Source organism: Burkholderia sp. USMB20 (assembly GCF_000949135.2).
Taxonomy (GTDB): Bacteria; Pseudomonadota; Gammaproteobacteria; order Burkholderiales; family Burkholderiaceae; genus Burkholderia.
This window is the reverse complement of record NZ_JTAN02000012.1, coordinates 717,705-740,380: the sequence shown is the minus strand read 5'-3', so window position 1 is coordinate 740,380 and position 22,676 is coordinate 717,705. Positions and strand designations below refer to the sequence as shown.

Annotated in this window: 23 protein-coding genes; 15 read left to right on the top strand and 8 right to left on the bottom strand. The window is 66.8% G+C overall.

Annotated features, from left to right (window positions below; translation table 11 throughout):
* Positions 1-96: 96 nt before the first annotated feature.
* Positions 97-1,344, bottom strand: a complete 1,248-nt coding sequence (locus PL79_RS16720) for a lactonase family protein (protein WP_135801075.1) — start codon at positions 1,342-1,344, stop codon at positions 97-99.
* Between the two features lie 166 nt (positions 1,345-1,510).
* Here PL79_RS16720 and PL79_RS16710 point away from each other — a divergent pair, with 166 nt between their 5' ends.
* Complete coding sequence (locus PL79_RS16710) at positions 1,511-3,340, top strand: glycoside hydrolase family 15 protein (protein ID WP_044849192.1); 1,830 nt, start codon at positions 1,511-1,513, stop codon at positions 3,338-3,340.
* 208 nt (positions 3,341-3,548) lie between these two features.
* Positions 3,549-5,036: a polyhydroxyalkanoate depolymerase gene (locus PL79_RS16700; protein WP_044849193.1), complete on the top strand. Its 1,488-nt coding sequence runs from the start codon at positions 3,549-3,551 to the stop codon at positions 5,034-5,036.
* Positions 5,037-5,175: 139 nt separating this feature from the next.
* Here PL79_RS16700 and PL79_RS16695 read toward each other — a convergent pair whose 3' ends face one another.
* Positions 5,176-5,754 (bottom strand): TetR family transcriptional regulator, encoded by a 579-nt coding sequence (locus tag PL79_RS16695; RefSeq protein WP_442861558.1) that lies wholly within the window; start codon positions 5,752-5,754, stop codon positions 5,176-5,178.
* On the opposite strand from PL79_RS16695, the gene rsxB reads away from it, so the two are divergent.
* Positions 5,635-6,966 (top strand): electron transport complex subunit RsxB, encoded by a 1,332-nt coding sequence (rsxB, locus tag PL79_RS16690; protein ID WP_442861559.1) that lies wholly within the window; start codon positions 5,635-5,637, stop codon positions 6,964-6,966. The genes PL79_RS16695 and rsxB overlap by 120 nt on opposite strands.
* On the top strand, positions 6,963-7,607 hold the full coding sequence (nth, locus tag PL79_RS16685) for an endonuclease III (protein WP_044846447.1): 645 nt from the start codon (positions 6,963-6,965) through the stop codon (positions 7,605-7,607). The genes rsxB and nth overlap by 4 nt, the downstream gene beginning before the upstream one ends.
* A 123-nt stretch (positions 7,608-7,730) precedes the next feature.
* On the opposite strand, the gene PL79_RS16680 is transcribed toward nth, so the two are convergent.
* Positions 7,731-8,660 (bottom strand): DMT family transporter, encoded by a 930-nt coding sequence (locus PL79_RS16680; protein ID WP_044846446.1) that lies wholly within the window; start codon positions 8,658-8,660, stop codon positions 7,731-7,733.
* 134 nt (positions 8,661-8,794) lie between these two features.
* Here PL79_RS16680 and PL79_RS16675 point away from each other — a divergent pair, with 134 nt between their 5' ends.
* A complete protein-coding gene (locus tag PL79_RS16675; protein WP_374692714.1) occupies positions 8,795-9,262 on the top strand; it encodes a DUF1841 family protein in 468 nt (155 codons plus the stop codon).
* Between the two features lie 72 nt (positions 9,263-9,334).
* On the opposite strand, the gene PL79_RS16670 is transcribed toward PL79_RS16675, so the two are convergent.
* Both PL79_RS16670 and PL79_RS16665 read right to left on the bottom strand, forming a co-directional pair.
* Positions 9,335-9,694, bottom strand: coding sequence for a c-type cytochrome (locus tag PL79_RS16670; protein ID WP_044846444.1), 360 nt, complete (start codon positions 9,692-9,694; stop codon positions 9,335-9,337).
* 40 nt (positions 9,695-9,734) lie between these two features.
* On the bottom strand, positions 9,735-10,094 hold the full coding sequence (locus PL79_RS16665; protein ID WP_011352793.1) for a c-type cytochrome: 360 nt from the start codon (positions 10,092-10,094) through the stop codon (positions 9,735-9,737).
* Between the two features lie 244 nt (positions 10,095-10,338).
* Between PL79_RS16665 and PL79_RS16660 the strand changes: the two genes are divergently transcribed.
* From PL79_RS16660 to PL79_RS16640, 5 genes are all read left to right on the top strand, one after another.
* A complete protein-coding gene (locus tag PL79_RS16660; RefSeq protein ID WP_044846443.1) occupies positions 10,339-11,181 on the top strand; it encodes an AAA family ATPase in 843 nt (280 codons plus the stop codon).
* Between the two features lie 20 nt (positions 11,182-11,201).
* Positions 11,202-12,377 (top strand): vWA domain-containing protein, encoded by a 1,176-nt coding sequence (locus PL79_RS16655; RefSeq protein ID WP_044846442.1) that lies wholly within the window; start codon positions 11,202-11,204, stop codon positions 12,375-12,377.
* Positions 12,378-12,433: 56 nt separating this feature from the next.
* Complete coding sequence (locus tag PL79_RS16650) at positions 12,434-13,645, top strand: benzoate/H(+) symporter BenE family transporter (RefSeq protein ID WP_044846441.1); 1,212 nt, start codon at positions 12,434-12,436, stop codon at positions 13,643-13,645.
* A 168-nt stretch (positions 13,646-13,813) separates the two neighbouring features.
* Positions 13,814-14,767 carry a transaldolase gene (gene tal, locus PL79_RS16645; RefSeq protein ID WP_044846440.1) on the top strand — a complete coding sequence of 318 codons (954 nt, stop codon included), beginning with the start codon at positions 13,814-13,816 and terminating at the stop codon, positions 14,765-14,767.
* Positions 14,768-15,018: 251 nt separating this feature from the next.
* Entirely contained in the window at positions 15,019-15,471 is a 453-nt protein-coding gene (locus tag PL79_RS16640; protein ID WP_044846439.1) for a VOC family protein, read from the top strand.
* A gap of 90 nt (positions 15,472-15,561) precedes the next feature.
* On the opposite strand, the gene mctP is transcribed toward PL79_RS16640, so the two are convergent.
* From mctP to PL79_RS16625, 3 genes are all read right to left on the bottom strand, one after another.
* Positions 15,562-17,112, bottom strand: coding sequence for a monocarboxylate uptake permease MctP (mctP, locus tag PL79_RS16635; protein WP_044846438.1), 1,551 nt, complete (start codon positions 17,110-17,112; stop codon positions 15,562-15,564).
* The gene (locus PL79_RS16630; RefSeq protein WP_011657556.1) at positions 17,109-17,351 is read right to left on the bottom strand and encodes a DUF3311 domain-containing protein; all 243 of its coding nucleotides are present in this window, start codon (positions 17,349-17,351) and stop codon (positions 17,109-17,111) included. Before PL79_RS16630 ends, mctP begins: the two co-directional genes overlap by 4 nt.
* Positions 17,352-17,549: 198 nt before the next feature.
* Positions 17,550-18,467, bottom strand: a complete 918-nt coding sequence (locus PL79_RS16625; RefSeq protein ID WP_044846437.1) for a spermidine synthase — start codon at positions 18,465-18,467, stop codon at positions 17,550-17,552.
* A gap of 142 nt (positions 18,468-18,609) precedes the next feature.
* Here PL79_RS16625 and PL79_RS16620 point away from each other — a divergent pair, with 142 nt between their 5' ends.
* The 5 genes from PL79_RS16620 to PL79_RS16600 all read left to right on the top strand — a co-directional run bounded on the left by PL79_RS16620 (position 18,610) and on the right by PL79_RS16600 (position 22,671).
* Positions 18,610-18,864: a hypothetical protein gene (locus PL79_RS16620; RefSeq protein ID WP_044846436.1), complete on the top strand. Its 255-nt coding sequence runs from the start codon at positions 18,610-18,612 to the stop codon at positions 18,862-18,864.
* Between the two features lie 326 nt (positions 18,865-19,190).
* Positions 19,191-19,553 (top strand): type II toxin-antitoxin system RelE/ParE family toxin, encoded by a 363-nt coding sequence (locus PL79_RS16615; RefSeq protein WP_044846435.1) that lies wholly within the window; start codon positions 19,191-19,193, stop codon positions 19,551-19,553.
* On the top strand, positions 19,550-19,873 hold the full coding sequence (locus PL79_RS16610) for a helix-turn-helix domain-containing protein (RefSeq protein ID WP_039319579.1): 324 nt from the start codon (positions 19,550-19,552) through the stop codon (positions 19,871-19,873). Before PL79_RS16615 ends, PL79_RS16610 begins: the two co-directional genes overlap by 4 nt.
* A gap of 110 nt (positions 19,874-19,983) precedes the next feature.
* Positions 19,984-21,786, top strand: coding sequence for an alkaline phosphatase D family protein (locus PL79_RS16605; protein WP_044846434.1), 1,803 nt, complete (start codon positions 19,984-19,986; stop codon positions 21,784-21,786).
* Between the two features lie 189 nt (positions 21,787-21,975).
* Entirely contained in the window at positions 21,976-22,671 is a 696-nt protein-coding gene (locus PL79_RS16600) for a mobilization protein (protein WP_039319584.1), read from the top strand.
* Positions 22,672-22,676: the final 5 nt, after the last annotated feature.

Below are 22,676 nucleotides of genomic sequence, written 5' to 3'. Positions count from 1 at the left end.
CGGCCGCCGACGATCGATCCGGGCGCCCCGCGCAAGCGGCCGCCCGGACGAACAAGGGCGCTGCCTCGGCAGCGCCCTTTTTTCATGAACGGCGCTTTACAGCGCCGCCGGCACCAGCTTGAAGTCGACCGGGCTGCCGACCACGACCTTCTGCGGATTCGCGCCGAGCTGCCCCGTCTGGACGTCGCGGCTGAACACGTAGAACGCGTCGCTGTCCTGGTTGCCGACGATCAGCCACTTGCCGGTCGGATCGATCAGGAATTCACGCGGCGTCCTGCCGAGGCTCGACTGGCGCCCGACGGTCTTCAGCCGGCCGTCGGCCTGGTTCACCGCGTAGATCACGATTTCGTTCACGTCGCCGCGATTGCTCGCGTACAGGAAGCGGCCGTCCGGCGACAGGTGGAGCGCGCCGCCGCCGACCTTGCCCTTGAAGCCCGGCACCGTCATCGGCAGCGTCTCGACCGGCGTCAGCTTGCCGTCGCGGTAGCCGAACACCTCGACCGACGCGTTGAGTTCGCTCGTCACGTACGCGAACCGGCCGTCCGCGCTGAATACCATGTGACGCGGGCCGGAGCCGGCCTTCACCGGCGTGTAGCGCGTGTCGGTCGGGCTGATCAGCCCGCGGCTGCCGTCCACCGTGTAGCGGTAGCCGTAGAGCTTGTCCGCGCCGAGGTCCTGCACGAACAGGTAGCGGCCGTCGGGCGAGAACACCGTCGAGTGCACGTGCGCGCCGTCCTGGCGTCCCTTCACGGGCCCCTTGCCCTCGTGATGCACCGTCAGCACGGCCGGGCCGGCCGCGCCGCCGTCGCGGATCGGGAACACGGCGAAGCTGCCGCCCGGATCGGCCGCGACCGAGTAGTTGGCCGTGACGAGGTACTTGCCGTCCGGTGACAGCGCGAGATAGCAAGGATCGTTCCCTTCCGACGACACGCGGTCGATGAACGTGAGCGCCCCCGTCTTCGGATCGAAGCCGAACGCGCTGATGCCGCCGCGCTGCGCGGCCGGCCCGTTGTCGCCGGGCAGTTCGTTGACCGCGTAGACGGTGCGACCGTCGCGGCTCGGCAACAGGTAGGACGGATTCACGGTCTTCGCCGACGATACGGGCGCGATGCTGCCCGTTTTCGTATCGAAGCGGTACACGTAGATCCCGTCGCTGCCGTGCCCCGTATAGGTGCCGACGAGCAGGTTGTAGACGCCGTCGGCCGGTGCCGGCGATTGTTGCGCGAAGGCGTGGGTCGCGGACAAGGAAAGCACGAGCGCGAAACCTTTCATCCAGTGAGCGAACCTAAGCGGGAACCCTCGTGTCGAAGCGCGCGCGTCACGCTCGCGTAAACGGTTGGGCATTGAATCCTCCTTGCATCGAGTCGCTTCAAGTGTTGAGATAGGACGAAACGCCGGCCGTTCATGCGCTCCGCCGCCCGGGCGAGTATACGGGGCGCGACGCCGGCGCGTGAAGCCCGGGCGCCGCAGCCCTGCATCGTGAACTCGAATATCCAAGGACCGCTTGCCCATGCCCGCCCTGATCGAAGACTACGCCCTCGTCGGCGACGGCCATACCGCCGCGCTGATCTCGAAAGACGGCTCCGTCGACTGGCTGTGCTGGCCCCGCTTCGATTCGGGCGCCTGTTTCGCGGCGCTGGTCGGCACGCCCGAGCACGGCCGCTGGCTGCTCGCGCCGGCCGCCGACGCCGCGATCACGCACACGACGCGCCGCTATCGCGGCGACACGCTGATCCTCGAAACCGACTACGAAAGCGCCGACGGCGCGGTCACCGTGATCGACTTCATGCCGCCCGGCAACGGCTGGTCCGAACTGGTGCGGATCGTCGTCGGCCGCCACGGCACGATGAAGATGCGCATGGAACTGGTGTTGCGCTTCGACTACGGTTTCTCGATCCCGTGGGTCACGCAGCTGACGCGCGAGGACGGCATGAAGGCGATCGCCGGCCCCGATACCGTCGTGCTGCGCACGCCGGTGCCGCTCACCGGCAAGAACCTCCATACGCTCGCGGAATTCACGGTGAGCGCCGACGAACGTGTGCCGTTTTCGCTCAGCTATGCGGCGTCGCACCTGCGGCTGCCGCCCGCGCGCGATCCGCTGTCGATGCTCGCGCGCACCGAGAACTACTGGCTCGAATGGTCGGGCCGCTGCCAGGTGCAGGGCCGCTACGCGGCCGCCGTGCGCCGTTCGCTGATTACCCTGAAGGCGCTCGCTTACGAGCCGACCGGCGGCATCGTCGCGGCGCCGACCACGTCGCTGCCCGAGAAGATCGGCGGCAACCGCAACTGGGACTACCGCTACTGCTGGCTGCGCGACGCGACGATCACGCTGCTCGCGCTGATGCGCGGCGGCTATTACGACGAGGCGCGCGCGTGGCGCACGTGGCTCGGCCGCGTGATGGCCGGCTCGCCCGAGCAGATCCAGATCATGTACGGGATCGCGGGCGAGCGCCGGCTGCCGGAAATGGAGCTCGACTGGCTGCCCGGCTACCAGGATTCGAAACCGGTGCGCGTCGGCAACGGCGCCGCGAACCAGCTCCAGCTCGACGTGTTCGGCGAAGTGATGGCCGCGCTGCACCTCGCGCGCGTGGGCGGCCTGCAGGCCGACGACACGGTGTGGTCCGTCCAGTGCTCGCTGCTCGACCATCTCGAGAAGATCTGGCGGGAACCCGACGAGGGCATCTGGGAAACGCGCGGCGGCCGCCGCCACTTCACGTTCTCGAAGGTGATGGCGTGGGTCGCGTTCGACCGCGCGATCAAGTCGGCGGAGATGTTCCGGCTGCCCGCGTCGCTCGACCGCTGGCGCGCGCTGCGCGACCGGATCCACGCGGACGTGTGCGACAACGCATGGCATGAAGGCAAACAGGCGTTTGCCCAGAGCTACGGCAGCGACGAGCTCGACGCGAGCGTGCTGCTGCTGCCGCTGCTCGGCTTCCTGCCGCCGGAAGACCCGCGCATCGTCGGCACGGTCGACGCGATCGAGCGGGAATTGCTGCACGACGGCCTCGTGATGCGCTACCGCACGACCGAGTACGACGACGGCCTGCCGCCGGGCGAAGGCACGTTCCTCGCGTGCAGCTTCTGGCTGGTCGACAACTACGCGCTGCTCGGCCGGATCGACGACGCGCATCGGCTGTTCAGCCGGCTGCTCGCGCTGTCGAACGACCTCGGGCTGCTCGCCGAGGAATACGATCCGGTCGATGGCCGGCTCGTCGGCAATTTCCCGCAGGCGTTCTCGCACGTGGCGCTCGTGCATACCGCGATGAACCTGATGCACCACGAAGAGGCGATGGCGCGCGCGGCCGGCCAGCCGGCGCCGGCCGTGGCGACGGGGCGCTGACCGGGGGTGGAGCGGCTTCTTCAGAGATCGTCAATTCGCAAACGTTTGATGAAAAATCGGAAAAATGTTGCATTGCAACATTGATCGTTGTCCGATATGATCGACTCGATTGTCCGGCCGCACTGCAACATGGCCGGTCGCTGACCCACACGGCACGCCGCGACGCCACACGCCCCTGCGCACCGTCCCCCAAGCGGGAGTAGTCTGCATGCTTTACCAACTGCACGAATTCCAGCGGGCGATGCTGAGCCCGCTCACGGCCTGGGCCCAGGCCGCCTCCAAGTCGTTCGCCAATCCGTCCAGCCCGTTCTCGCTGATGCCCGGCGCGCCGCGGATGGCCGCCGCGTACGAACTGATGTACCGGCTCGGCAAGGATTACGAGAAGCCCGAATTCAACATTCACCAGATCGTCAAGGACGGCCACAACATCCCGATCGTCGAGCAGACGATCATCGAGAAGCCGTTCTGCCGGCTGCTGCGTTTCAAGCGCTATTCGGACGACGCCGATGCCGTCACGCAGCTGAAGGACGAGCCGGTCGTGCTGGTCTGCGCGCCGCTGTCGGGCCACCACTCGACGCTGCTGCGCGACACCGTGCGCACGCTGCTGCAGGATCACAAGGTGTACATCACCGACTGGATCGATGCGCGGATGGTGCCGGTCGAGGTCGGCCCGTTCCACCTGCACGACTACATCGCGTACATCCAGGAATTCATCCGCCACATCGGCGCGCGCAACCTGCACGTGATCTCCGTGTGCCAGCCGACCGTGCCGGTGCTCGCGGCGATCTCGCTGATGGCGAGCCGCGGCGAGGACACGCCGCTCACGATGACGATGATGGGCGGCCCGATCGACGCGCGCCGCAGCCCGACGTCGGTGAACTCGCTCGCGACGCAGCACTCGACCGCGTGGTTCGAGAACAACGTGATCCACACGGTGCCCGCGAACTATCCGGGCGAAGGCCGCCACGTGTATCCGGGCTTCCTGCAGCACACGGGCTTCGTCGCGATGAACCCGGAACGTCACGCGCAATCGCACTGGGACTTCTACCAGAGCCTGCTGCGCGGCGACGAGGACGACGCCGAGGCGCACCGCCGCTTCTACGACGAGTACAACGCGGTGCTCGACATGGCGGCCGAGTATTACCTCGAGACGATCCGCGTCGTGTTCCAGGAATTCCGGCTCGCGGAAGGCACGTGGGATGTCGAAGGCGAGCGCGTGCGTCCGCAGGACATCAAGCACACCGCGCTGATGACGATCGAGGGTGAACTCGACGACATCTCGGGCAGCGGCCAGACGCACGTCGCGCACGAGCTGTGCACGGGCATCCCGCAGGACGACCGCCGCAGCCTGACCGCCGAGAAGTGCGGTCACTACGGGATCTTCTCGGGCCGCCGCTGGCGCACGATCATCTATCCGCAGTTGCGCGACTTCATCCGCGAGCATGCGCCGGAACCGAAGAACGGCACGACGAAGTTGCCTCCCGATGCACAGGACGCGACCACAATCGGCGGCGTGCCGGCCGCCACGCCGCAGCCTGAAACGACGGCGCGCGCCACCGCCGCGAAACGCACGCGCCCGAAAGCGCCGGCCGTGACGGTCGCACCCGCCAGGACGGCCGTCGCGAAGGCCGCACCTGCCGCGAAACGCGCAGGCAGCACGCGCGCCAAGCCCGCGCGGGCGCGCAAGGCCGCCTGACGCACCGCGTCCCGACGCAAAAACGCCGCCGTTGCTTGCGCACGGCGGCGTTTTTTTTATCCGGCGGTCGCGGTCGCGGCGACTCATCGATTCATCGACGCGTCGGTTCATCGGCGCGTCGGTTCGACGGTTCGTCGACTCAGCGCCGCAGCAGATACGCGAGCAGCAACTCGGTGTTCATCCTGACCATCTCCGCGCGCTCGTCGGCTTCGCTGAAGTCGCGGCCGAGCGTCGCGGCGAGCGTGAAGCGGTTCGACACGATGTAATAGCCGAGCCCCGACAGCGTCACGTAGAAGCGCAGCGGATCGACGTCGCTGCGGAACAGCCCGGCCTTCTGGCCGCGCATCAGCACGTTGCCGAGCTTCGCGACGATCGGCGACATCATCTCGCGGATCCGCGTCGACTTGTGCAGGTAGCGCGCTTCGTGCAGGTTCTCGTTGTTGATGAGCCGCAGCAGCTCGGGATGATCGCGGTAGTAGTCCCACACGAAATGCGCGAGCCGCGTGACGGCCTCGACGGGCGCGACGCCATCCAGATCGAGCACGCGCTCGGCCTCGGTCAGCGCGGAGAACGCGTGTTCGAGCACGGCCGTAAACAGCTGCTCCTTGCTGCCGAAGTAGTAATAGAGCATGCGCTCGTTGGTCTCGGCCCGGCGCGCGATCTGGTCGACGCGTGCGCCGAACAGCCCTCCACCCGCGAACTCTTCGGCTGCCGCCATCAGGATGCGGCGGCGTGTACCTTCAGGATCTCTTTTGATTTTTGGCTGATTCATGGTGGCGTTTTGCTATGTGAGCCGCGTGATCCTGATCCGGACCGGCACCCCCACCGCCTCGGCGCCGGCTGCCCTGGAACGAGCGCGCCGCATGCGGCCGCCCTCCTGCTGAGCCCCTGCAAAAAAGCGGTTCGATTATGCGCACAGACAGCGTCCAGCGCAATGCGGGAAATCGGCGATAATCAAGGTTTGGCAAACCTTTCCGGCCGCGCCAGACGCGGCCGAGAGCCATTCGGCGCTGCTGCGCCCGTTGTCACCGTGACCGATTCCAAGACCCTCGCGGATCGCATCGAAGATCTGCTTCCCCAGACGCAATGCACGAAGTGCGGCTATAACGGCTGCCGTCCGTACGCCGAAGCGATCGCCGCCGGCGACGCGAACTACAACCAGTGCCCGCCCGGCGGCGCCGAAGGCATCGCACGCCTCGCGCGCCTGCTCGGCAAGCCCGTGATCCCGCTGAATCCCGTCAACGGCGCCGAGCATCCGCGCGCCGTCGCGTTCATCGACGAAAGCCTGTGCATCGGCTGCACGCTGTGCATGCAGGCGTGCCCGGTCGACGCGATCATCGGCGCACCGAAACAGATGCACACGATCGTCGAATCGCTGTGCACGGGCTGCGACCTGTGCGTACCGCCCTGCCCGGTCGACTGCATCGCGATGGTCCCCGTGACCGACGGAAGCGCACCGGCTGGACGCGTGGTCGCGAGGAACAGGCGACGCCGCGCGGCGAGCGCCACGACCGCCGGCTCGCGCGCCAGCGTCGCGAAGCGCGAGCCGCCGAGGCGCGCCGCCGCCCGCGCGGCGGCAGCGCCGGCGCCGGCGCGGCCAAGGCTGCGCGCGGCCGCGGAACAGCCGGCGCACGGGCGCGGCACCAGCCGACGACGCCGACGCGAGAAAGCGGCGCGATCATCGCCGCCGGCGCTCGAACGCGCACGCAAGAAGAAGGAAGAACTGTCCGGGCAAGGCGCCGGGCCGAAGAACACCGAAGGCGTGAGCGCGGCCGTGCAGGCGCAGATCGACGCGGCCGAAGCCCGCCGCAAGCGGCTCGCCGAACAGCAGGCGCAGCGCGACGCCGAGGCCGCCGGCGACACCCGCGACGATCCGAACCACGACGACCGGAACGGCCCGTCCGCGCCGCCCGACAAGAACCGTCCATGAACGCCACGAAACGACGCGCGATCTACGAAACGCTGCAAAGCCTCAATCCGCATCCGACCACCGAGCTCGAATACACGACGCCGTTCGAGTTGCTGATCGCGGTGATGCTGTCCGCGCAGGCGACCGACGTGTCGGTCAACAAGGCGATGCGCAAGATGTTCCCGGTCGCGAACACCCCGCGACAAATCGTCGCGCTCGGTGAAGAAGGTGTCGCCGACTACATCAAGACGATCGGCCTGTACCGCACCAAGGCGAAGAACGTGATCGCGACGTGCAACATCCTGCTCGAGCGCTACGACGGCGAGGTGCCGGCCGATGGCGAAGCGCTCGAGAGCCTGCCGGGCGTCGGCCGCAAGACCGCGAACGTCGTGCTGAACACCGCGTTCGGCCAGCCGACGATCGCGGTCGACACGCACATCTTCCGCGTCGCGAACCGCACGGGGCTCGCGCCGGGCAAGGACGTGCGGGCCGTGGAGGCCGCGCTCGAGAAGTTCACGCCGAAGGAATTCCTGCAGGACGCGCATCACTGGCTGATCCTGCACGGACGCTATGTGTGCAAGGCGCGCAAGCCCGAATGCTGGCACTGCGCGATCGAGCCGCTGTGCGAATTCCGGCCGAAGACGCCGCCGCCGAACGAGTGAGCGTCAGCCGCGGCTGACGCACTGCACGCGGCCGCTCGTGCCGCTCGTGCCGCTCGTGCCGAGGGCAGCGCGCGGCACGACCAGCGGACGCCATTGCGGCGCCCGCGGCTTGTCCCTGCCCTGCTATGCGTTGGACGTCGCCGTCGCGTCGTCGGCCGCCGCGCCGCCCGCGCGCACGAGCGCGAGCACGGCCGCGAGGATCGCGACGCCGCCGATCCACTGCAACGGCGACAGCGCCTCGCCGAACAGCAGCGCCGCGAGCGCGACCGTCACGACCGGCTCGAGCGTCGACAGCATCGACGTGCGCGCGGCCCCCAGCCGCTCGAGCCCGGCGAAGAACGCGAGCATCGCGGCGACCGTCGACACCAAGGCGATCGCGAGCATCGACGCCCAGCCGCCGGCCGTCGCCGGCCAGCGCGGCGGCGCGCCGAACGCCGCGGTCCGCACGATCGCGATCGCGACGAGCGTCGCGGTCGCCGACAGGCAGATGATGGCGGTCGTCGCGAGCGGATCGACGCCGCGCGTCGCCTTCGTGCCGCCGACGATGTACAGCGAATAGATCACCGCGGCGGCCAGCGCGAGCGCGATGCCGAGCGGCTCGCCGTGGCCGCCGCCGACCATCAGCGCGGAGCCCGCGACGCAAAGCACGAGCGCGACCGCCTTCGCGCGCGTGAGGCGCTCGCCGAGCCACCATGCGGCCAGCAGCGTGACAAAGGCCGGATACAGGTACAGCAGCAATGCGACGAGGCTCGCCTGCGCATGCTGGAGCGCACTGAAATAGCAGAACGACTGCCCGACGTAGCCGAGCGCCCCCATCGCCACGAGCGGCGCGAGCGTGCGGCCGCGCGGCCATGCGACGCGGCGGTGCCGCGCGATCGCGGCAAGGATCGCACCGCCGATCGCGAAGCGCACGATCAGCAGCCCGAGCACGTCGACGCCGGCCGCATACGCATAGCGGCCGAAGATCGCCATCGCGCCGAACGCGGCGGCGGACAACGCGACATAGAGCGCGCCCTGTAGCGCGGCGGACGATGAGCGGACGGTGGCGGACATGATGGAGTGGTGCGAGCGCGACGACGGGAATCGTCGGAGTGTAGCGGCGCGGCGGCCGGCAGCCTAGCCCGCGCTTACCCGTTGCGCGGCGGCCAGCGCCGCACGCCGACCCGGCGTACAATGCGCGACGCGGCATGACGCCGCCCGAATCACGACGTTTCCCCACCATGTTCAATCCGAGTCGCGACGAAGTCCGTCGCTTTTTCACCGAGACCTGGCGCAAGCAGCGCGCCGGCGAGATCCTGACGCCGCTGGAAGCGATGGCAGCCGACTGGATCGTCGAGCATCCGGAATACCACGACGACCTCGCGGACGCCGACGGCGCCGCCGCGCGCAACTACACGCCCGAGGAAGGCCGCACGAACCCGTTCCTGCATCTGTCGATGCACCTCGCGATCAGCGAGCAGTTGTCGATCGACCAGCCGCCCGGCATCCGCGCCGCGCACGACAAGCTGGCCGCGAAGCTCGACTCGACCCACGAGGCGCAGCACATGATCATGGAGTGCCTCGGCGAGACGATCTGGGAAGCGCAGCGCACCGGCACGCCGCCCGATACGGACGCGTACCTGCAGCGCATCCTGCGCCGCGCGTCGCGCGACTGAGCGCCGCGGACAAAAAAATACCCCGCCGCGGCGGGGTATTCCGGCTGCACGGACCGGCAAGGTCCGACGCGCTTACTTCTTGAAGACGAGATCCGTCTCTTTCAGCGACTCGATGTAGGCCGCGATGTCCTTCATGTCGCTGACCGACAGGTTCTGCACCTGCGCCTGCATGATCGCGTTGTTGCGACCGAGCAGCGGGTTCGTCAGCCCCATCTGGTACTGGCGCATCGCCCACACGAGGTAGTCGGCGTGCTGGCCCGCGAGGCGCGGATATTCTGCGTTGATCGGCTTGTTCAGCTGCGCGCCGTGGCAGGCCGCGCAGTTGTGCGACTCGACCAGCTCCTTGCCCTTCGTGATGTCCGCCGCATGCGCGGTACCGATCGCGAGGCCGGCCGCCAGTGCAACCGCCGCCGTCTTGAATGCGTTGTTCATGAATGCTCCTGTCCCGCCGGTCAGATCGGCGGCGCGCGCTTTACTTGTAGGGATTGTCCTTCGTGTCGGCCTTCTGGACGGCGTAGTAAGCCGCCAGATCCGCGATGTCCTGGTCCGTCAGCGAACCGGCGATCGCGTTCATCGACGGGAAGTGACGATCTTTCTTGCGGTAGGCCTTCAGCGCGTTCTCGAGGTATTGCTGGTTCTGGCCGCCGAGGACGGGCACCCGGTAGACCTCCGGATACGCCGCGCGGTAATCCTGGATGCCGTGGCAACCGATACACATGGCGGCCTTGCTTGCCCCGTCCTTCGGGTTGCCGACCACACCGGCCGCCTGCGCGCTGCCCGCGAGCGCCACGAGCGCTGCGACAACGACGTGTTTGCCGACGAATTTGTTCATAGCTCTTGTAACCTAGCTTGAGGGGAAACTGGCGCCGAAGCGGCAACGGCCCGCGCCGTTTTGCTTGTCGGTCGCCACGCAGGCCAAAAAAAACGGCCAGATTGTACCGCGTCGGCGGGGAATGCGTCCATACGGCGCCCCGGTCCGCCCCGCCGCAGCCCCGCAACGATACGCGGCCCCGGCCCAACCGGACAGCCCTTCTGACTTATACTGGGTTTTTTTGCGACCAGGAAAGAGCGCCGCCATGCGTTTCGAAGGATCCTCGCACTACGTCGCCACCGACGACCTGAAGCTCGCGGTCAATGCCGCGCTGACGCTGCAGCGCCCGCTGCTGATCAAGGGCGAGCCCGGCACCGGCAAGACCATGCTCGCCGAGGAAGTGGCGGCCGCGCTCGACATGCCGCTGTTGCAGTGGCACATCAAGTCGACGACGAAGGCGCAGCAGGGCCTGTACGAATACGACGCGGTGTCGCGGCTGCGCGACTCGCAGCTCGGCGACGCGCGCGTGAAGGACATCGCGAACTACATCGTGAAGGGCGTGCTGTGGCAGGCGTTCGACGCCGAGCGCCCGAGCGTGCTGCTGATCGACGAGATCGACAAGGCCGACATCGAATTCCCGAACGACCTGCTGCGCGAGCTCGACCGGATGGAATTCCACGTGTACGAGACGCGCGAGACCGTGCGCGCGAAGCACCGCCCGCTCGTGATCATCACGTCGAACAACGAGAAGGAGCTGCCCGACGCATTCCTGCGCCGCTGCTTCTTCCACTACATCCAGTTTCCCGATCCGTCGACGATGCAGCAGATCGTCGCGGTCCACTTCCCGGACATCCGCGAGGAACTGCTGCGCGCGGCGCTCGAGAGCTTCTTCGAGCTGCGCGCCGTGTCGGGGCTGAAGAAGAAGCCGTCGACGTCCGAGCTGCTCGACTGGCTGAAGCTGCTGCTCGCCGAGAACATCCCGGCCGACGCGCTGCGCGGCGTCGACGCGAAGCAGATCGTGCCGCCGCTCGCGGGCGCGCTGCTGAAGAACGAGCAGGACCTGAGCCTGCTCGAGCGGCTCGTCTACATGAACCGGCACAACCGGTAACCCACCGCGAAGGCCCGGCCATGCTGCTCAATTTCTTCTACGCGCTGCGCGCAGCCAAGCTGCCCGTCTCGGTGAAGGAATACCTGACGCTGCTCGAATCGCTGAAGGCCGGGCTGATCTCGCCGTCGATCGACGCGTTCTACTTCCTCGCGCGGATGACGCTCGTCAAGGACGAGCAGTACTTCGACAAGTTCGACCAGGCGTTCGGCGCGTATTTCCACGGCGTGTCCGCCCTGCCTTCCGACGCGTTCGACGTTCCGCTCGACTGGCTCGAGAAACGCCTCCAGCGCGAGCTGTCGCCGGAGGAAAAGGCGCAGATCGAAGCGATGGGCGGCCTCGACAAGCTGATGGAGCGCCTGAAGGAACTGCTCGACGAGCAGAAGGAACGCCACGAAGGCGGCAACAAGTGGATCGGCACCGGCGGCACGTCGCCGTTCGGGCACGGCGGCTACAACCCCGAAGGCATGCGCATCGGCGGCCCGTCGAACGGCAACCGCACCGCGGTCAAGGTGTGGGAAGCGCGCGCCTATCGCGACTACGACGATTCCGTCGAGATCGGCACGCGCAACATCAAGGTCGCGCTGCGGCGCCTGCGCCGCTTCGCGCGCGAAGGCGCGGCCGAGGAGCTCGACCTGCCCGGCACGATCCGCAGCACGGCCGCGAACGCCGGCTGGCTCGACCTGCGGATGGTGCCCGAGCGCCACAACAACGTGAAGGTGCTGATGCTGCTCGACGTCGGCGGCTCGATGGACGACCACATCAAGCGCACCGAGGAGCTGTTCTCGGCCGCGAAGGCCGAGTTCAAGCACCTGGAGTTCTACTACTTCCACAACTGCGTGTACGACCACCTGTGGAAGAACAACCGCCGCCGTCACGCGGAGCGCACCGCGACGTGGGACGTGCTGCACAAGTTCACGCCCGACTACAAGCTGATCTTCGTCGGCGACGCGACGATGAGCCCGTACGAGGTGCTGCAGCCCGGCGGCTCGGTCGAATACAACAATCCGGAAGCCGGCGCCGTCTGGCTGCGCCGCCTCGCCGACCAGTTCCCCCACCATGCATGGCTGAACCCGGAGCCCGAGCGGCTATGGGAATACCGGCAATCGGTCTCGATCATTCGCGACGTGCTCGGTCAGCGCATGTACCCGCTCACGCTCGCGGGCCTCGAAACCGCGATGCGCGCACTCAGCAAGTAACGAACCCACCCTGCAGACACGAAGGCCGCGTCCAGGCGGCCTCCCCCGGAGATAGCATGAACCCTTCGCCCACCGCGAGCGCTGGCCGCGCCGGCGGCCGCCGCTTTTTCACCGATACGTCCGTCTCGGCGCTCGTCGCCGGCTTCGTCGCGATGATGACGGGCTACACGAGCTCGCTCGTGCTGATGTTCCAGGCCGGCCGCGCCGCGCACCTGACCGACGCGCAGATCTCGTCGTGGATCTGGGCGCTGTCGATCGGCATGGCGCTGACGACGATCGGCCTGTCGCTGCGCTTTCGCGCGCCCGTCGTGGTCGCGTGGTCGACGCCCGGCGCCGCGCTGCTGATCGCGTCGCTGCCCGGCGTACCGTATCCCGAGGCGATCGGCGCGTTCGTCGTGTGCGCACTGCTGCTGACCGCGGTCGGCCTGAGCGGGCTGTTCGACACGCTGATGCGGCGCATTCCGGCCGGCATCGCCGCCGCCCTGCTCGCGGGCATCCTGTTCGAGATCGGCATCGAGATCTTCCGCGCCGCGCAGTTCCAGACCGCGCTCGTGCTCGCGATGTTCTTCACCTACCTGATCGTCAAGCGGCTCGCGCCGCGCTACGCGATCGTCACGACGCTGCTCGTCGGCACCGTGGCGGCCGGCGGCCTCGGCCTGCTCGACTTCAGCCGCTTCCACATCGCGCTCGCGCAACCCGTGTTCACGATGCCCGCGTTCTCGATCGCGTCGATCGTCAGCATCGGCATTCCGCTGTTCGTCGTCGCGATGGCGTCGCAGAACGTGCCGGGCATCGCGGTGCTGCGCGCGGACGGCTATTCGACCCCGTCGTCGCCGCTGATCGCGTCCACCGGCCTCGCGTCGCTGCTGCTCGCGCCGTTCGGCTCGCACGGCGTGAACCTCGCGGCGATCACCGCGGCGATCTGCACGGGCCCCGAAGCGCACGAGGATCACGCGAAGCGCTACACGGCCGCCGTGTGGTGCGGCACGTTCTACCTGATCGCCGGGATCTTCGGCGCGACGATCGCCGCGCTGTTCGCGGCACTGCCGAAGGCGCTCGTCGTGTCGGTCGCCGCGCTCGCGCTGTTCGGCTCGATCATGAGCGGGCTCGCGAACGCGATGCAGGACGTGAAGCAGCGCGAAGCCGCGCTCGTCACGTTCATGGTCACCGCGTCGGGTCTGACGCTGTTGTCGATCGGCTCGGCGTTCTGGGGCCTCGTCGCGGGGATCGTCACGCAGGTGATCCTGAACGCGCGGCGCCCCGCGTGATGCGGCGCGACGCCCGCCACGGCAGGCGCCGGACCCGCCAAAACGTGCCCGACACGAATCGGGCCTAAAATGATGGATCGAAGGCGGCGCCCGGCGCCGCCTCGCTTCGCCGCCGCGCTCGCGCGGCCCGTGAGAACCCGGCGCGCCGCGCCCTTCTTCCGAATCGCCATGACTACCGCACTCGACCAGCTGAAGCAGTACACGACCGTCGTCGCCGACACGGGCGATTTCCAGCAGCTTGCGCAATACAAGCCGCAGGATGCGACCACGAACCCGTCGCTGATCCTGAAGGCCGTCCAGAAGGACGCGTACAAGCCGATCCTCGAGAAAACCGTCCGCGATCATCGCAACGAAAGCACCGATTTCATCATCGACCGCCTGCTGATCGCATTCGGCACCGAGATCCTGAAGCTGATTCCGGGCCGCGTGTCGACCGAGGTCGATGCGCGCCTGTCGTTCGACACGCAGCGCTCGATCGACAAGGGTCGCGAACTCATCGCACTGTACGAAGCCGCCGGCGTCGGCCGCGAGCGCATCCTGATCAAGCTCGCATCGACGTGGGAAGGCATTCGCGCGGCCGAGGTGCTGCAGAAGGAAGGGATCAAGTGCAACATGACCCTGCTTTTCTCGCTCGTGCAGGCCGCCGCGTGCGCGGAAGCCGGCGCGCAACTGATCTCGCCGTTCGTCGGCCGCATCTACGACTGGTACAAGAAGCAGGCCGGCGCCGACTGGGATGAAGCGAAGAACGGCGGTGCGAACGATCCGGGCGTGCAGTCGGTGCGCCGCATCTACACCTACTACAAGACGTTCGGCTACAACACCGAAGTGATGGGCGCGAGCTTCCGCACGACGAGCCAGATCACCGAGCTCGCGGGCTGCGACCTGCTGACGATCAGCCCCGATTTGCTGCAGAAGCTGCACGACAGCACCGAAACGGTGGCGCGCAAGCTGTCGCCGGACGCACTGCAGGACAAGCCGACCGAGCGCGTCGCGATCGACGAGGCGTCGTTCCGCTTCCAGCTGAACGACGAAGCGATGGCGACCGAAAAGCTGTCCGAAGGCATCCGCGTGTTCGCCGCCGATGCGGTGAAGCTCGAAAAGCTGATCGACGGGCTGCGCTGAACCACGCCGCACCTGACGTGACGGCCCGTCAGTTGAACTGTCAGCAACCCTGACAACAGCCGTCAGCAGCGTGACGAACGGCCGCGAACCGCGTGTTCGCGGCCGTTTTTATTTTTCATTCCATCGTCAGACGCGCGCACTACAATCCACGTCACGAGTGCGCCGGCCGCATCCCGGCGTGCTCTTCCCGGTCAATCTTAGAAGTACCCGCGCCGGCACCGACACGCCGGCCCGGTCAACAGGAGACAACGATGCAAGTCCAACCGTATCTGACGTTCTACGGCCGCGCGGAAGAGGCCCTTCAGTTCTACGAAAAGGCGCTCGGCGCGAAGACGATGTTCAAGATGCGCTTCAAGGATGCGCCGCCGAATCCCGAACACGCGATCACGCCCGAGATGGCCGACAAGGTGATGCATGCGAGCTTCATGATCGGCGACTCGATGATCATGTGCTCGGACGGCGACTGCAGCCAGCCGGGCGGCACGCACGCCGGCTATTCGCTGTCGCTGAACCCGGCGACGGTCGAGGAAGGCCAGAAGCTGTTCAATGCGCTCGCCGACGGCGGCGAAGTGACGATGCCGTTCGGCAAGACGTTCTGGGCGCTCGGCTTCGGGATGGCGAAGGACCGTTTCGGCGTGCACTGGATGGTCAACGTCGAAGACCTGTCGCAACGCGAGGATCTCGTGAAACGCGCGCAGGGCTGACACCCGCGAAAACGCCCGCCACTTCGCAGTGACGGGCGTCGTTGCCGCTGCGCGATGCGCGGCCCGCGACGCGCGACCGCGCCGCCCGCATCAACCCTCGACGACGTCGAGATAATCCTCCGGCCGCGTGCGATCCTCCGCATGCGCCATGCCCATCGCGCGCACCAGCACGCTCACCGCCACCGCCACCACCAGGTTCACGACCAGCGACCACACGGCCGCGTAGCCGGGAATCGCGAGGCCGAACAGGTGGATCGTGAAGATCGAGCTCGCGAGCTTCAGCGACACCGCCATCCACGTGCCGCACACGATGCCTGCCGCCCAGCCGGCCAGCAGGCCGCGATGGTCGAGCAGCCGCGTGTACAGGCCGAGCACGATCGCGGGCAGCGTCTGGATGATCCAGATCCCGCCGAGCAGCTGCAGCTGGATCGCATAGGTGAGCGGCAGCCCGAGGATGAACGCGACCGCGCCGACCTTCACGATCAGCGACGTGAGCTTCGCGACGTGCGTCTCCTGGTCGTGCGTCATGTCGCGGTTGATGAACTCGCGGTGGATGTTGCGCGTATAGAGGTTCGCGGCCGCGATCGACATGATCGCCGCCGGCACCAGCGCGCCGATGCCGATCGCCGCGAACGCGACGCCGACGAACCACGACGGGAAATACTCGAGGAACAGCGCGGGCACCGCGAAGTTCGGGCCGAACGCCTTGAAGTACGGCGCGTACTGCGGCATGTCCTTCACGCCCGCCGCAAGCGCCATGTAGCCGAGCAGCGCGAGCAAGCCGAGCACGAACGAGTACGCGGGCAGCATCGCCATGTTGCGGCGGATCGAGTTGCCGGACGACGACGACAGGATCGCCGTGACCGAGTGCGGATACAGGAACAGCGCGAGCGCCGAGCCGATCGCGAGCGTCACGTACGCGCTGTAGCCGTTCAGGCTCGCCGCGTCCGGTGCCTTCAGCAGCAGCTTCGCGGGCGGCACGCTCGCGAAGATGTGGCCGAAGCCGCCAAGCTTCGCCGGGATCACGATGACCGCCGCGGCGATCGTGATGTAGATCAGGATGTCCTTCACGATCGCGATCATCGCGGGCGCGCGCAGCCCCGACGTGTACGTGTATGCGGCGAGGATCGCGAACGCGATGATCAGCGGCAGGTCGCCGACGAAGCCCGTCGTGTCGAAGCCGAGCGCGCCGATCACGACTTCGATGCCGACGAGCTGCAGCGCGATGTAGGGCATCGTCGCAAGGATGCCCGTCACCGCGATCGCGAGCGCGAGCATCCGGCTGCCGTAGCGTGCGTTCACGAAGTCGGCGGCCGTCACGTAGCCGTGACGCTTCGCGATGCTCCACAGCTTCGGGAACACGACGAACGCGAACGGGTAGATCAGGATCGTGTACGGCAGCGCGAAGAAGCCCATCGCGCCGGCGCCGAACACGAGCGCGGGCACCGCGACGAACGTATAGGCCGTGTAGAGGTCGCCGCCGAGCAGGAACCACGTGACGATCGTGCCGAAGCGGCGGCCGCCGAGGCCCCATTCGTCGAGATGGGCGAGATCGCCGCGCCGCCAGTTGGCGGCCAGGAAACCGATGATCGTGACACCGATGAACAGGAGCACGAAAACGAAGGTCGCGCCGAGATTCATCGCGCACCTCCCTGCGGGCCGCTCGCCTTCCACGCGTTCTTGGTCTTGAAATAGACGAACGCGGTAATCACCGCGCTAATGAAGACCCAAAGGAGCTGGTACCAGTAGAAGAACGGAAATCCGAACCATTGCGGTTCGATCTTGCTGTACGACGGTACCCACACCATCGCGATCAGCGGCAGTACCAGCAGCCAGAGCCAGCGCTTGGCGGCCCGATTGGCGTCGGCATCGTGAGCCATGACGTCTCCTCATCTTTCCCGGTTATCGATCTTGTCAAGCGGGTGCGGCGGCGAGAGGAGCGGCAAAACGGGTAAGCTGCGGCTCCCCTGGCTTCGCGCCAGTATAGGAGCCGCGAACGCGCGGTCAAGCGGGGGCGAACCCGAGGTGATCCGCCCCCAGTCATGCGGTTGCACCGGCATGCGGCCGGCGCATGAGCGTCAGATCGCGAACGAGGATTCGCGTGCGCCGATCGTTTCTTTCAAAGCTTTCATCCACTTGCGCGCGGGCAGCTTCAGCGTGTCCTCGATCAGTTTCGCGCGCGCTTCCAGTTGCGCGAACGACACGTCGAGCGCGGGGCCCGAGAACGCGATCGCGATCCGGTTGCCGTCGTGCACTTCCGGCAGCGCGATCACGCGATGGTCGAACGCCGCGTTCAGGTGCTTCATGTTGCGCACGAAGCTCGGATGGTCGCCGAACAGGTTGATCGTCGCGATGCCCGCGTCGGCGAGGCAGCCGCGCACCGCGCGGTAGAACGCGACGCTGTCGAGCACCGGGCCGCGTGCGGTCGCGTCGTACAGGTCGATCTGCAGTGCGCCCGTCGTGCCGCGGTTGGCCGGATCGTTGACGAAGTCCCACGCGTCGGCTTCGTGCACGACGAGGCGTGCGTCGTCGGGCGGCAGCGCGAACATCGTGCGTGCGGCGACGATCACCGCCGGGTTCAGTTCGACGGCCTCGACCTTCGCGTGCGGCAGGAAGCGGTGCGAGAACTTCGTCAGCGCGCCGGTGCCGAGCCCGAGCTGGACGATCCGCTCGGGCGTTTCGAGGAACAGCAGCCACGCCATCATCTGCTGCGCGTATTCGAGCTCGATGGCGAGCGGCTTCGAAATCCGCATCGCGCCCTGCACCCATTCGGTACCGAAGTGCAGGAAGCGCACGCCGCGCTCTTCCGAGAACGTGACGGGCGCGAAGCGCGGCTTGCGCGGTGCGTCGAGGACGGGCACGTCGTCGTGTTCGTCGATCTCCGGGCGGCGCTTCACGCGCGGCGGCTGGAGCTGTTCGGAGCCGTTGTAGGCGGACGGCTTGCGTTTTTTGAACGCGCGCGCCTCGGCGGACGCGCGCTTGATCAGTCGGGTCATGATTGAATCTCGCTGGGTGACGCTGGATGAGCGGACGAGAGGATAGCATTGGTGGCAGCGGGAACCGTACCGAACGCCTGGTGATGCACGACTTCACCGCGCCGTTGGCGCTACGCCGCGTTCATTGATCGAAGGAGGACGCATGACCTCGAACGGCAAGAAGATCTGGTTTCCCGCGAAGCGCTACGGCTGGGGATGGGGTTTGCCTGTCGCGTGGCAAGGTTGGGTCGTGCTGCTGCTGTTCGCGACCGGGATCATCGCGAGCGCGTGGCTGGTGCCGCCGCACCAATCGCCGATCGCATACGGTGCCTGCATCGTGGTACTGGTCGCGCTGCTGACCGCCGTTTGCTGGCTCAAGGGCGAGAAGCCCGGGTGGCGATGGGGCAAGGACGATTGATCGTCCGGCGCGACACGCACGCACGTACGATCGCCGTTCTTCGGCAACGAACAACCCGCTTCCCGCCGTCATCGACCCAAAGCGATCGCCCTCTGTCGAACGGCTGAATTGCCCCGGTCTCCCCGCGACGCAAAGATGTGAAGGAACGGCCATCGGCCGGAAGATCACGCGCGCGCTCGCCTTCGTCAACACGCACCGCGGTGCCGAGCCGGCATCGCCCGTCGGCGTTCACCTCCAGCCTGCCCGCCCTCACACCGCATGCGAACGGTCGCACCGGGTTCCTGCGCGCACCTTGAAAATATACCCAAATAGGGATAAATTCATCGATGGATCCGTACATCAAACCGCTGTATTGGCTCGGCTCGGCGCGCAAGGACCTCAAAGCGATGCCCGAAGCCGTGCAGGACACGTTCGGTTATGCGCTGTATCTGGCGCAGACCGGACGCAAGCACGAGCAGGCGAAACCGTTGCGAGGGTTCGGATCGGCCGGCGTGCTCGAGATCGTGGAATCGGAAGACAACGGCACATACCGCGCCGTCTACACGGTGAAGCTCGGGAGCAGCGTCTACGTGCTGCACTGCTTCCAGAAGAAATCATCGTGCGGCATCGCGACGCCGAAGCCGGACGGCGATCTCGTCCGCGCACGCCTGAAAGCAGCCGAAGCACACGCACAAGGAGCAAGACGATGATCGAAATCGAACCGGGCAGCGGGAACGTCTACGCTGATCTGGGCATGCGCGATGCCGACGAAATGCGCGTGAAGGCTCAACTCGCCGCCAAGATCGCGGAGATCATCAAGGCGCGCAAATGGACGCAGCAGCAGGCGGCCCGGCTGCTCGGCATGACGCAGCCGAAGCTGTCGAACATGCTGCGCGGGCAGTTTCGCGGCGTGAGCGAAACGAAGATGCTGGAATGTCTGGCGAAGCTCGGACGCGACGTACAGATCGTCGTCGGGCCTGACCGTCAGTCCGAAGTCGAAGGGCATATCGAAGTCGTATTCGCCGCCTGACGGCAACGTCGTGCCGATGTTCCGGATTGCAGGACGAGCGACGCGATCGCGTACTGCTGCGTCGCGACGCTCCTCTCCTGGCATCCTTGGTATGTCGATCGGGAGGATCGATGGATCGCCGCCATTTCCTCAAGTCGTCGACCTTTTTCACGGTTGCGGCAGCCACCGGTACGCTCGTCGTTCCGCTGTCGGCCCGATCTGCCGGCACCGCGCGCAAGGGCCGGTATCGGTTCCCGCAAGGCGTCGCCAGCGGTGATCCGCGCGATCGCTCCGTCGTGTTCTGGACGCGCTGCGTGCCCGTCGCCGAGAACGCGCGGCACCGCGCGAAAGGCGTCGCGCACACGATCCCGTTACGACTCGAAGTATCGACGCGGCCGGATTTCTCGACGCTCGTCGCCAGCGTACCGTTGGGAGCACACGCCACCTATGACTTCACCGTGCGCGCGAAGGTAACGCAGCTCGCACCGAATCTCACGTACCACTACCGGTTCGTCGCCGGCGGCGACGTGAGTGCCACCGGCGTCGCGCGCACGGCTCCCGATGCCGACGAGGCCAACCACCGCGTTCGCTTCGCATGGCTCACCTGCCAGGACTGGAGCATCAATCACTGGCAAGCCATGAGCCTGCTGGCAGCCGAAAGCGATCTCGATTTCGTCGTGCATGTGGGCGATTACATCTATGAGACGGTTGGGACCTCGAAACCCGGCGCCGTCGAGGCGGCGCACCCGCCGCTGCGCCTGCCTGACGGAAAGCCGCTCGCCGATGGCCGCGTGTATGCCGATACGCTCGAAGACTATCGGACGCTCTATCGAACCTATCGTACCGACGCGCGCTTGCAGACGCTGCACCAGCGCCTGCCGATGATCGCGATATGGGACGACCACGAGTTTTCCGACGACTGCTGGCAGGATCACCAGGTCTACACCAACGAGGAAAGGCAGGAGACGCAGCGCCGCCGCAACGCCAGTCGCGCGTGGGCGGAGTACATGCCGGTGGACTGGAGCGACGTGCGCTTCGAACCGGACAATCCGTCGTACACCAACATTCGTATCTATCGCGAATTTCGCTTCGGCACGCTGATGCATCTCGTGATGACGGACGAGCGGCTGTATCGCGACGACCATGTCGTCAGCGAGGCGTCTGTCGCGCGTGCACGCGGGCACGACCCGGTCAACGGCGACGACGCAGCCGGCTCGCGCTACTTCGTCAACCAGGGTGTGCTGCAGCGCCTGGAGGCGCAGGCTACCGCGCAGCTTGGTCGCGCGCCGTCGATGCTCGGCCCGGAGCAGACGCAATGGTGGAAGGCCACGATGAAGGGTTCGCCCGCGACCTGGAAGGTGTGGGGCAACGAGGTGATGTTGAATCGCCTGTGGGCCGTGATGCCAGGCGCGCCGCAGACACCGGCGGCACGCCTCGTGATCGATTGCGACGCATGGGACGGCTATCCGGCGCACAAACGCGAGCTGCTCTCATACCTGAACGAGCAGGGAATCCGCAACGTCGTCGCGATCAGCGGGGACCTGCATGCGTTTCAGTGCGGCGTCGTGCGGGACGACCCCGACCCTGCAAAAGGCACGCCCGTGGCCGTCGACTTCGTCTGCGCAGGCATCAGCAGCGCGTCCTTCTATTCCTACCTGAAAGCCGCATGGAGCGGCACGCCGTTTGCATCGCTGGCCTCCACCCCGGCCAAACTCGACACCTTCCTGACGACGAACAACCCCGATCTGCGCCACGCCGACCACGACGCACAGGGCTATGCGTCAGCCACCGTCACGCCGGAGCGTTTTTCCGTGGTGTTCAACAAAGTGAGGCCGTTGAGCCCGGACGCCACCGCGCCCGCGGATGCCCTGCTCGACCGCACGCTGCTGACCGTGCCCAAGGATTCGGTCGAGGTGCGCGTCGAGCGCTTCTAGGTTCACGCTTCAGCGAAGGCGCATGCTGGCGCTGCCATTTTGTTCAGTTTGACATCGGCGTCGAACAGACAGCATGCTGCTGTCGCACCTGCATTTTCTTTCGACGTGACCTGTTACGCCGTAACGTCATCGAAGCCTGCCAACATCCGTTCCGGCCATACCGGCTCCATCACACGGGATTTCGTAATCATGAGTCACATCCACTTCATCGGCGGGGAAAAAGGCGGCGTCGGCAAATCGCTCGCCGCCCGTGTGCTGGCCCAGTATTTCATCGATCGGAGCGTGCCCTTCATGGGCTTCGATACCGACCGATCGCACGGCGCGCTACTGCGGTTCTATGCCGATTTTGCCGCGCCTGCCGTGCTCGACCAGCATGACAGCCTCGATCCGGTCATGGAATCGGCGCTCGAAGATCCGCAGCGGCGCATACTGGTCGACCTCGCGGCCCAGACGCGGCAGTCGCTCGCAAGATGGCTCGACGATTCGGACGTGCTGGATTTTGCCGAAGAACACGGCCTCACGTTGACGTGGTGGCACGTGATGGACACCGGACGCGATTCGGTCGATCTGCTGCGGCATTGGCTCGACGAATTCGGTGGACGCATCAGGCTGGTGCTGGTACTGAATGAAGTCCGCGGCGATCGCTTCGAGATTCTGGAGGCGTCCGGCGAACGCGAGCGGGCCGAGGCCCTCGGCGCCAGCGTGATTACGCTGCGCCGCCTGCCCGACACGACGATGCAGAAGATCGATCGTCAAAGCGCGAGCTTCTGGGCGGCGGTCAATCATCCCGACCGCGCCGCCACGGGGCTCGGCTTGCTGGAGCGGCAGCGCGTCAAGGTCTGGCTGCATCGTACTTATGAGGAGCTGGGCACGCTCGCGTTGTAGTGCGG